The sequence below is a fragment of the Staphylococcus sp. GDB20D11A genome (assembly GCF_016893255.1).
Lineage (GTDB): Bacteria > Bacillota > Bacilli > Staphylococcales > Staphylococcaceae > Staphylococcus > Staphylococcus aureus.
The window spans coordinates 72,539-84,406 of record NZ_JAFEPJ010000011.1; the positions used below are offsets into that span (position 1 = coordinate 72,539).

The window sequence follows — 11,868 nt, forward strand, 5'->3', positions numbered from 1 at the left end:
TATAGTCTTTTTATAGTAAATTTCAACTATTTATGCACAACATGTTGTTTTATGCTAATATAAATACGTTAATTTTATATAAAAGAGGCGATAAAATTGAATCCTAAAGTAAAAGGTATCATTGCCATTTTAATTTCGGCTATTGGTTTCAGTTTTATGTCAGTGTTTTTCAGACTTGCAGGTGACCTTCCTGTTTTTCAAAAATCATTAGCACGAAACTTAGTAGCAATGTTTATTCCATTATTTTTTATATATAAATACCATCAGCCAATGTTTGGCAGACTTTCAAGTCAACCCTTATTAATAACACGATCAACACTTGGACTTATTGGTGTATTGTTAAATATTTATGCCATTGATCATATGGTACTTAGTGATGCCGATTCATTAATGAAACTCAATCCTTTCTGGACGATTTTATTAAGCATTGTTTTCTTACATGAAAAGGTAAGGAAGTATCAAATAACAGCAATGATAATTGCTATTTTAGGTATGCTTTTAATAGTGAAACCTGAATTTTCATCATCTATGATTCCATCATTAGCTGGCTTATTCTCAGGTATTTTTGCAGCATCAGCATATACATGTGTTCGAGCACTTAGTACAAGAGAAGCACCATATACTATAGTATTTTACTTCTCCTTATTTTCTGTCATCGTTTTAATACCTCTCACTGCATATACCTATGAACCAATGAGTCAAATGCAAATACTTTACCTATTAGGGGCTGGCTTAGCTGCCGCTGTGGGTCAAATTGGTGTTACATTAGCATATAGTTTTGCAGCAGCAAAAGATATTTCTATTTTCACGTATGCATCTATAATTTTCACAGCAATACTTGGATTTATTCTATTCGGAGAATCTCCAGATTTCTATGCAACATTAGGTTACGTCGTTATTATCGGTGCAAGTTATTACATGTTTGAAAAAGCACGCCGAGACGCCAAAATAATAAAAAAATAAATTTAAAGGAGCGCTTTATATGGCACATGGCCGTCAACAAGATGAATTACAAGATATAACTTTATTAGGAAATCAAAACAATACTTACAATTTTGACTACCGTCCTGATGTATTAGAATCATTTGATAATAAGCATCAAGGTCGTGACTATTTCGTAAAATTCAACTGTCCAGAATTCACATCATTATGTCCGATTACTGGGCAACCAGATTTTGCAACTATCTATATTTCATATATTCCAAATGTTAAAATGGTTGAATCAAAATCTTTGAAATTATACTTATTTAGTTTTAGAAATCACGGTGATTTCCACGAAGATTGTATGAATATTATTATGAATGATTTGATAGAGCTTATGGACCCACATTATATTGAAGTCTGGGGCAAGTTCACACCACGTGGTGGAATTTCTATTGATCCTTATACAAACTATGGACGTCCAAATTCTAAATATGAAAAAATGGCTGAGCATCGTTTAATGAATCATGATTTATATCCCGAAAAAATAGATAATCGTTAAATGTATCATTTAATAAACACACCAATAAGTTGATTTTCCTAACTTATTGGTGTGTTTTTCATTTAGCATACATAATAGGTTACATTAAAATAACATTTTATACCAAAGTACACCAAAAGAATATTAGTACACGAATTAAACAACATTTTTATAGAAACCTATTGCACTTTAACGTCAATAAGTATATTTTTATATTATCTCTAATTAATTGTGCGCGCTTAATAACAGAATATTCTCAATATTTTTATTTTTTTGTGATTTGTGGAATATTTAGTTGATAAGGCACAATCAAATTTACTTAAACTATTGTATTAGGGGAAGAAAGGATGGGATGTATAAATGACACAACAAAACTCCCATGGAAATCAAATTCAAGACATACCTCAAACAGGATTTTTCGGGCATCCTCGAGGACTAGGCGTACTCTTCTTTGTAGAGTTCTGGGAAAGGTTTAGTTATTATGGCATGCGTGCCCTACTCATTTTCTACATGTACTTTGCCGTAACAGATAATGGCCTTGGAATTGATAAAACAACAGCTATGTCAATTATGTCAGTTTATGGTTCATTAATCTATATGACATCAATACCAGGCGGATGGATTGCTGACAGAATTACGGGCACTAGAGGCGCTACTTTATTAGGTGCCGTATTTATTATTATCGGACATATTTGTTTAAGCTTACCATTTGCATTAATCGGCTTATTCACATCAATGTTCTTCATCATTATTGGTTCAGGTTTAATGAAGCCAAACATTTCAAATATCGTTGGCCGTTTATATCCTGAAAATGATAGACGTATGGATGCAGGTTTTGTTATTTTCTATATGTCAGTTAATATGGGTGCATTATTATCACCTATTATTTTGCAACACTTTGTTAATGTTAAAAACTTCCACGGCGGATTCTTGATTGCAGCAGTTGGTATGGCATTAGGTTTAGTATGGTATGTACTTTTCAACCGCAAAAACTTAGGTAGCGTTGGTATGAAACCTACTAACCCATTGACACCAGCTGAAAAGAAAAAGTATGGTCTTATTATCGGAAGTGTTGTTTTAGCAATTGTTTTAATTATCGTTATTGGTGCATTAACTAACTCATTATCATTTAACTTAGTTAGTAATACTGTTTTAGTATTAGGTATTGCATTACCAATCATTTACTTCACTTTAATTATTAGAAGTAAAGATGTCACTGATACTGAACGTTCTCGCGTTAAAGCATTTATTCCATTATTTATTCTTGGAATGGTGTTCTGGGCTATCCAAGAACAAGGGTCTAATGTATTAAACATTTATGGAATTGAACATTCAGATATGAAATTAAACTTATTTGGTTGGAAAACAAACTTTGGTGAAGCGATCTTCCAATCAATTAACCCATTATTTATTTTATTATTAGCTCCAATTATTTCACTTTTATGGCAAAAGCTTGGAACTAAACAACCTAGCCTGCCAGTAAAATTTGCAATTGGTACGTTCTTAGCAGGTGCGTCATACATACTAATTGGTATTGTAGGTTATGCATCAGGTTCATCAAACTTCTCAGTTAACTGGGTTATTTTATCTTACATTATTTGTGTTATCGGTGAGCTTTGCTTATCACCAACGGGTAATAGTGCTGCTGTTAAGTTAGCACCTAAAGCATTTAATGCCCAAATGATGAGTATTTGGTACTTAACTAACGCTTCTGCACAAGCAATCAATGGTACTTTAGTTAAGTTAATAGAACCACTAGGTCAAACAAATTACTTTATTTTCCTAGGTGTTGTTGCAATTATTGTTACAACAATTGTATTAGCATTCTCACCTTTAATCATCAAAGCGATGAAAGGTATACGTTAATATTGTTGGCCTAATTCAAAAAACAGTAAGTCATTTAAATGGCTTACTGTTTTTTTATAGGTTTCTATTAATTAAATTCAAGATATCAGTATAAATAAAAGCTTAATATGCTCGTTATAGACAACTAAACAATCTAATTAGTAATTATATTTTCACATTCCACTATAGACATCAATGTCAGTTATTACCATTTTCTCTATTTAAAAACATATTTTTGGTATTAACAATTAAAAGTGGGTATATATATTTAATGAACCAATTTTTAGAAAGTAGGCTAAACTATGGAAAATAAATATACACATGGTGTCCTCTTTTACCATGAACACAGTGGATTAAAAAATATTAATCAAGGTATTGGGGAAGTTACAACAGCATTAAGTTCAATTTGTAAGCATCTTTCTATTCAATTGAGTGAAAACGAAGGTGACATTATTAAATATTGCCAAGAAATCAAAACTAAAAACTATGCAAAAGATGTAGATATATTATTTATTCTTGGCGGTGATGGCACGGTTAACGAACTTATAAATGGTGTTATGACACATGACCTTCAACTTCCTATTGGAATTTTACCAGGCGGTACTTTTAATGATTTTACAAAGACGCTAAATATAGCACCTAATCATAAACAAGCTAGTGAACAAATGATTTCTGCACAAGTTGGTACATACGATGTAATTAAAATAAATAATCAATATGCACTCAACTTTGTTGGCTTAGGTCTAATTGTTCAAAACGCTGAAAACGTACAAGATGGTTCAAAAGATATATTTGGTAAATTGAGTTATATTGGATCAACTGTCAAAACACTGCTAAATCCAACACAATTTAATTATCAATTAACAATTGATGATAAGACATATTCTGGCGAAACGACCATGATACTATCAGCAAATGGTCCATTCATTGGTGGTAGTCGTATACCATTGACTGATTTGTCTCCTCAAGATGGTGAACTGAACACTTTCATTTTTAATGAACAAAGTTTCAGTATTTTAAATGATATTTTTAAAAAGCGTGATAGCATGAATTGGAATGAAATTACTCAAGGTATTGAGCATATACCTGGTAAAAAGATTTCACTTACAACAGATCCAGCAATGAAAGTTGATATTGATGGCGAAATTTCATTAGAAACACCTATTGATATTGAGATTATACCAAATGCCATTCAGTTACTTACTGTCAATGATTTGTAAGCATCCGGAATGATCTTAACGGGATATTATATTAGGTTTAAAGTGTAATCATAAGATTCAACGTACATTATATTCACTGTTATTAGCTTTAAGCTATTACCCTGTTTCAAAAACAGACATATAATTTTGGCGCATGCCACTAAAATGATTGATATTGTATTTTAAATCATAGTGGTTTATGCGTCTTTTTCAAATTCTATAAAAAATCGGATGACGTGTAATCTGCCATAGATTAACACATTCATCCGATTTATAATAATGAGATAGACTAACATTTACTGAGAGTGGGACAGAAATGATAAAGAACGACTAATGGTTGATTATGTAGCGATTCTTTATCATTAGTCACAGCTAATGTGTACTTAAAAATAGGATTGCATGAGTTACACTCATGCATAAGAAATACTAATTTCTAAAGAAAAAGTATTTCTTTATGTTGGGGGCCCACCCCAACTTGCATTGTTTGTAGAATTTCTTTTCGAAATTCTCTTTGTTGGGGCCCCACCCCAACTCGCATTGTCTGTAGAAATTGGCATTCCAATTTCTCTATGTTGGGCCCCAGTATATGCATTTTATTTGCTATATGAAAGGCTTCAAGTGATTTATTTTTCTTTCTCAATATTATCTAAAAAATACTGTTCAACATCTTTCCAGCTATTTACGCGTTCAAATCGATCATCATTAATATTATGCACTGCTGTAAACATAATCGGTGTACCAGTAAAAATTTCAAGCTGTCTAGGATTGTCATCTATTAAATAATCAGCTTTAACGATGTTTTTTCTACCACAAAAAACAAAATGCTGAGGATCTAAAAATGGAAAGAACTCTAGTAACCATTCATATTTATCACTAAATGATGTTGGTACATCCATTGCTGCTGTAGCAATATATACATCATAATGTTCAGTTAATTTTTTCACAACTTCTTGTGCATGCGGCATCACTTTAAGATGTCTGAAGAAGCCTGGTTCTCTCAATACTTCTGTAATTAATCCATCATGTTCAGGAATAACATGTTTAAGTTTTTGACCATTCAAAGCTTCCATTTTAATACCTAAATCCGCTCTAAAATTGACAGCATCAATGATTTCTCCTAATGTATCTGCCAATACTTCATCCATATCAATCGCGATTGATTTACGGGTCATTTTAATCTTCTCCTCAAAATATCAGTATTGATTCAGTATAGCAAAAAAGCAATTGATACAAAACAATATCATCTATTGTTGCTTTTTACACTGAATACTCTCACCTCATAATTCACACTGCATTGAGCTTGAGACATAAATCAATGTTCAATGCTCTACAAAGTTATATTGGCAGTAGTTGACTGAACGAAAATGCGCTTGTAACAAGCTTTTTTCAATTCTAGTCAGGGGCCCCAACACAGAAGCTGACGAAAAGTCAGCTTACAATAATGTGCAAGTTGGGGATGGGCCCCAACACAGAGAAATTGGATTCCCAATTTCTACAGACAATGCTAGTTGGGGTGGGACGACGAAATAAATTTTGAGAAAATATCATTTCTGTCCCACTCCCCACTTACTATTCGTATTTAAAGTTTGATAAAACTTCTAACATTTTATCATTTTGTTCTTTAAAACCAATTGTAATTCTAACACCAGTTGGAAATGGTCGCGTAATACACCCTACATTTAAAAGTGCTTCATAAAGTTCATTTACCCGCTTTGTTTTTACAAATATAAAATTCGTTTGACTTGGTAAGAAATGCTTACTTTGAGGTAATTGATAAAATCTTTCGCGTTCAACACTATTTTTATGTGTTACCTCTTTTAAATATTGTTGATCTTCAAGTGCTGCAACTGCTGCGTATTCAGATATACGTGTCACATTAAATGGTGGTCTAATGATGTTCCATTTTTCAATCGCATGTTCGCTTGCTACCACATATCCTACACGTAAACCCGCTAATCCATACGCCTTTGAAAATGTACGTAATAAGAATGCATTGTCATATTTTTGTTGCAAAGCAAGTGTATCCGGGTAGTCCTCTGCTGTCACAAATTCAAAATAAGCTTCATCTATAATTACTGGTACATGTGGAGGTACTTGAGATAAAAACGAATCTAAGCTCTCATGATTAAAATATGTACCTGTAGGATTATTTGGATTACATAACCATACCAATGACATATCTTCATTAACTTCTTTTAAAATACCTTCTAAATCGAAGCCACCATCCTTTAAAGGTACCTGTATCACATTAGCTGATTCAACAATCGCATTGTGATAATATTGACCGAATGTCGCTTCACTTGTAACAATAGTATCCCCTGGCGTTAATACTGCTCTAGAAATCATTAATATAACTTCATCTAATCCCGCACCAAATAAAATGCGTGATTGATCTACATTTAAATGTTTACTAATCGCCGCTTTTAATGTCGGTGATCCTGTTTCAGGATAATAATATAACTCATCTAAGTGTGCTGATATCGCTTCTTTAACTTTAGGCGATGGTCCATACAAATTTTCATTTGATGCAAGTTTATATAAATCTCCTTCAATGCCATACTTTTCTTTCAATGCCCTTGGAGATAAACCAGGCTGATATGCTGATAGTTGATTAAGTTGTTCTTTCATAATAAAAACAACCTCCTTAGAATTAACTGAAATTTTAAAAAACTTATATTCATTATATCGCTCTATGTTTCTAAAATGCAATGCTACTATTTTCACATCATAATAACTTACATTGTGTTTAACATGTCATATTTTTTAATCATTATTGCATGTTTAAATTGAACATAATTATAGATTTAAATATAACAACGCCACATAAGATATAATGGCGTGCCCCTCATCTTATGTGGCGTTGGTCGTTATTTGATTAACCCTTTTGCTTTTAAATAATCTTTCGCAACTGTATATGGGTCTTCATTTTTAACTGTTACTTTATAGTTCATCATTTGCATATCTTCATCAGATATTTTGTTTTCTAGTTTGTTTAACGGTTTCTTAATTTCTGGATGTTTCTTTAAAAAGCTTTCTTTAAATAATGGTGCTCCTTGATATGGTGGAAATACGTGCTTATCATCTTTTAACACAACCATATCATATTGTTTTAATTCAGCGTCAGTTGAATATGCATCTATTAAATTAATATTACCTTTATTGATCGCTTGATATCTCAACTTAGGTTCCATTGTACGTATGTTATCTAAATTTAAATTATAAGCCTTTTGAACAGCTTTGTAACCATCTGGACGATCATTAAATTCCAATGTAAATCCTGGTTTAAGTTGATCTTTAACCTTATTTAAATCACCAATTGTACGTATATTATGTTGTTTAGCAAAATCACGTTTTACAGCTAAAGCATACGTATTGTTATACTTCATTGGTTTTAACATAGTCATTTGATATTTCTTTTCAAGACTTTGCTTAGCTTGTTTATAAACTTTTTTCTCTTCTTTTGACTTCAATGGTTCTTTTGTTAATTCACCTAAAACTGTTCCAGTAAACTCTAAATACCCATCTATATCGTCAGATTTTAAAGCATTAAATAAAAATGCTGTTTTGCCCATACCATCTTTCACTTCTACAGTATTTTTGGTCTCTTCTTCTATTAAAATTTTATACATATTTGTAATAATCGAAGGCTCGGAGCCAAGCTTTCCAGCTAACGTAATTTTATCACCTTTTTGTGCAAACATAGGAATAGCGATGGCCAGTATAATAATCATCACTATAACACCTAACGTCATCAATAACTTTTTATAAGATAATTTAGCCATAAATCTTAAAATTAAATCAAATATAATTGCCAATAAGGCTGCTGGAATTGCACCTAATAATATCAATGATGCATTGTTACGGTCTATACCTAATAAAATTAAATCTCCTAGTCCGCCTGCACCAATTAATGCTGCTAGTGTTGCTGTACCTATAATTAATACCATAGCCGTTCTTACACCAGCCATTATAACAGGCATTGCTATTGGAAGTTCAACTTTAGTTAAACGTCTAAATGGCTTCATACCTATACCTTTAGCCGCTTCAATGAGTGATGGATCAACTTCTTTAATTCCAGTATACGTATTCCTTAAAATTGGTAACAACGCATACACTACAAGTGCGATAATTGCTGGCACACGACCGATACCAAATAAAGGAATCATTAAACCTAATAATGCCAACGATGGTATGGTTTGAAGAATTGCAGCAATATTCATTACGATTTCAGATATCGTTTTAGTCTTCGTCAATAAAATACCTAATGGTACCGCAATAGCAGTTGCAATCAATAATGCGATAAATGATATTTGAATATGTTCTATCATTGTCGAAAATAGTTGCCCCTTACGTTCACTCAATATGTCGAAAAAGTTAGTCATGTTGAGCTACCTCCTTTTTCTGGGACAAATATTTGAAGATATCTTTCCTATCAATAACATATTGACCTATGCTATCTTCTTGCATGACAATGACACGCTCGCTCTCTGATAAATATTGATACAATACTTCAATTTGTTGATTGTCATAAACAATTGGATAAGCGCTCATAGATGTAACCTCATCGATTGGTTTCATAATATCCAAGTCACGGATAATTGCGTTCTCTTCAACACATGGCGCATCATCTTCTAAATGACTACCCATAAATTGTTTAACAAATTCACTTTGAGGATTATTTTTAAACCCTTCTGGTGTGTCAATTTGTTCAATATGACCTTCATTCAAAAGACAAATCTTATCACCAAGTTTCATCGCCTCTTGAATATCATGTGTAACAAATATGATTGTCTTCTTAATTTTAGTTTGTAATTCAATTAAATCATCTTGAAGTTTTTCTCGGCTGATTGGGTCTAATGCACTAAACGGTTCATCCATTAAAATAACTGGTGGATCAGCTGCTAACGCACGTATAACTCCTACACGTTGTCGTTGTCCCCCTGACAATTCATCAGGTTTTCTGTTTTTATATTTTTCAGGTTCTAATCCAACCATTTCAAGTAATTCATCTACTCTTTTATCTATATCTTTTTCTTTCCACTTTTTCATTTGTGGCACTTGTGCAATATTTTCTTTGATTGTCATATGTGGGAATAATGCAATCTGCTGCAATACGTATCCAATATCCCAACGCATTTCGTATACTGGATAATCACTTATTGGTTTATCTTTAAAATAAATATAACCTTCACTTAAGTGAATGAGTCGATTAATCATTTTTAATGTCGTAGTTTTTCCACAACCTGAAGGTCCAATTAGTACAAAAAATTCACCTTCATTAATATCGAAACTAATGTTATCGACAGCAACATGTTTGTCATAACGCTTAGTTACATTTTTAAACTTAATCACTTTGCCACCTCTTTTTTTCTCATAGCATAAAACCGAGATTATATGTATGTATTCCCTATTTAACCACGTTTATTACAATTTTCAAATTTAAATGATTTATCCTTGAACTTTTTTAACAAAATAATGAATAATAGGTAATCAACAGTTAAGAAATAGTGTTATTTTACCTTGAATTCAAAAAAACACCCAGTAAAACAAGGAATGCTTACTAGGTGCCTTCACTATACTTTGGCTTTATAATTTTGAATCGTTTCTAAAAATGCTGGACAATAATGTTTTAATTTGTAACTACCTACGCCATCAATATTAATCATATCTTGTTTCGAAGCAGGCTTACGTTTAGCAAATTCCTCCAACGTGTAATCAGAAAATATACTTACAGGTGCTATCGTTAATTTGTCACTTAATTTTTTACGAACTTCTACCAACTGACTGAATAATACTCGGTCAACCCCTTCAACCGTATTTATAAATACTTTTTCAGTCGCTTTTTGCTTAAATGGTGTTGTGAATACTTCTACTTCATTACTGAGTAATTTTTTAATTGAAGTATCACACATTAATATTTCATCATTTTCATTTAAGAACCCTTTGAATCTTAATTCATCTATTAAGTGACTTAATTCTGATGTTGTGTAACCTTTCATTAAACCATGGGTTGAAATTTGATCATAACCTTTATACTTAATATAATCTGTTGACTCTCCTCTTAGCACTTGAATGATAACACTATAACTCTCTTGTTGTTTCATACGAGCGATGCAACTAATAATCATCTTAGCTTCTTGTGTCATATTATATGATTTATCTTGTTGAACACAATTACTACATTGTTCACATTCTTCTAATTTTTCATTCGGTTCAAAATAATGGACAATTGTTGCTTCTAAACATTTTTTTGTTTTTGTATATTGAATCATTTTAGTTAACTTTTCGCCCATTTTATCTTTATAGTCATCATCAGCTTGAGAGACTGTTATAAAATACTCGTGTAAATTGATATCGCGTTCGCTAAATAACAAAATACATTCACTTTTCAACCCATCACGACCTGCACGACCCGCTTCTTGATAATAAGATTCTAAATCTCCAGGCATATTATAATGAATAACAAAACGTACATTGGATTTATCAATACCCATACCAAAAGCATTTGTAGCAACGACTACTTTAACACGATCAAATAAGAAATCATTCTGCGCTTCTTCTCTTTCTTTATTGCTCAAACCTGCATGATATATAACACTTTCAATTTTCTGGCTTTCTAAGGCTTCTTGAAGCTCTTCAACTTGCTTACGTGTAGAACAATAAATAATACCTGCATCTTCATCGTGTGTTTTAATATAATCCAATATAAATTTTTGACGTTGATAAGTAGGATTTACTTTAAAAATTAAGTTTCTACGCTTAGTACTCGTTTTAATTTGATCAGTTTGAGCGATATTTAACTTTTCTCTAATATCTTGCTGTACTTCAACCGTGGCAGTTGCTGTCAACGCTATTATTGTAAAATCTTGAGGTAACGTAAATACTTTAGAAATGACGTTTTTATAACTCGGTCTGAAATCATGCCCCCATTTAGATATACAATGCGCTTCATCAAACGCGACTAAGTGAATCTTTATACGCTGAAGCATATTTAAAAAATATCGGTTTTCAAATCTTTCTGGTGCAACATACAAAAATTGAATTTCTCCATTTGATAATGCTTTTTCAATACGTTGTTGCTCTTTTTGAGTCAAACTACTATTTAAAAAAGCAGCCTGAATTCCCATCGCTTTTAATTGATCCACTTGATCTTTCATTAATGATATTAGTGGACTTATTACAATTGTTGTACCACCTAACAATAAACCTGGTACTTGATAGCATATAGACTTACCTCCACCAGTTGGTAAGACACCAAGCACATTACGATGGTCTAATACTTTGCTAATAATTTCTTCTTGTCCTGGTCGAAACGTTTCATACCCAAAGTAATGCGATAATGTTTGTTGCATCATAAATTGA

General features: G+C 32.1%; 10 protein-coding genes. 5 read left to right on the forward strand and 5 right to left on the reverse strand.

The window, feature by feature from the left end:
- Positions 1–96: 96 nt before the first annotated feature.
- From JV528_RS08170 to JV528_RS08185, 5 genes are all read left to right on the forward strand, one after another.
- Positions 97–963, forward strand: coding sequence for a DMT family transporter (locus JV528_RS08170; RefSeq protein ID WP_204177170.1), 867 nt, complete (start codon positions 97–99; stop codon positions 961–963).
- A 19-nt stretch (positions 964–982) separates the two neighbouring features.
- Positions 983–1,483 (forward strand): preQ(1) synthase, encoded by a 501-nt coding sequence (queF, locus tag JV528_RS08175; protein WP_000930020.1) that lies wholly within the window; start codon positions 983–985, stop codon positions 1,481–1,483.
- A gap of 29 nt (positions 1,484–1,512) precedes the next feature.
- Positions 1,513–1,761 (forward strand): hypothetical protein, encoded by a 249-nt coding sequence (locus JV528_RS14850; protein ID WP_072358030.1) that lies wholly within the window; start codon positions 1,513–1,515, stop codon positions 1,759–1,761.
- A gap of 61 nt (positions 1,762–1,822) precedes the next feature.
- On the forward strand, positions 1,823–3,328 hold the full coding sequence (locus JV528_RS08180) for a peptide MFS transporter (RefSeq protein WP_000193751.1): 1,506 nt from the start codon (positions 1,823–1,825) through the stop codon (positions 3,326–3,328).
- 281 nt (positions 3,329–3,609) lie between these two features.
- On the forward strand, positions 3,610–4,527 hold the full coding sequence (locus JV528_RS08185) for a diacylglycerol/lipid kinase family protein (protein WP_000429015.1): 918 nt from the start codon (positions 3,610–3,612) through the stop codon (positions 4,525–4,527).
- Positions 4,528–5,129: 602 nt separating this feature from the next.
- Here JV528_RS08185 and JV528_RS08190 read toward each other — a convergent pair.
- The 5 genes from JV528_RS08190 to recQ form a co-directional block, all read right to left on the reverse strand.
- On the reverse strand, positions 5,130–5,678 hold the full coding sequence (locus JV528_RS08190; protein WP_000197263.1) for a 5' nucleotidase, NT5C type: 549 nt from the start codon (positions 5,676–5,678) through the stop codon (positions 5,130–5,132).
- A gap of 397 nt (positions 5,679–6,075) precedes the next feature.
- Positions 6,076–7,134 carry a histidinol-phosphate transaminase gene (gene hisC / locus JV528_RS08195; protein WP_000663023.1) on the reverse strand — a complete coding sequence of 353 codons (1,059 nt, stop codon included), beginning with the start codon at positions 7,132–7,134 and terminating at the stop codon, positions 6,076–6,078.
- Between the two features lie 239 nt (positions 7,135–7,373).
- Positions 7,374–8,888, reverse strand: coding sequence for an ABC transporter permease/substrate-binding protein (locus tag JV528_RS08200; protein WP_000180995.1), 1,515 nt, complete (start codon positions 8,886–8,888; stop codon positions 7,374–7,376).
- Positions 8,881–9,858 carry an ABC transporter ATP-binding protein gene (locus JV528_RS08205; RefSeq protein WP_000589243.1) on the reverse strand — a complete coding sequence of 326 codons (978 nt, stop codon included), beginning with the start codon at positions 9,856–9,858 and terminating at the stop codon, positions 8,881–8,883. Before JV528_RS08205 ends, JV528_RS08200 begins: the two co-directional genes overlap by 8 nt.
- Positions 9,859–10,079: 221 nt before the next feature.
- On the reverse strand, positions 10,080–11,861 hold the full coding sequence (gene recQ, locus JV528_RS08210) for a DNA helicase RecQ (RefSeq protein WP_000983671.1): 1,782 nt from the start codon (positions 11,859–11,861) through the stop codon (positions 10,080–10,082).
- Between the last annotated feature and the right edge of the window lie 7 nt (positions 11,862–11,868).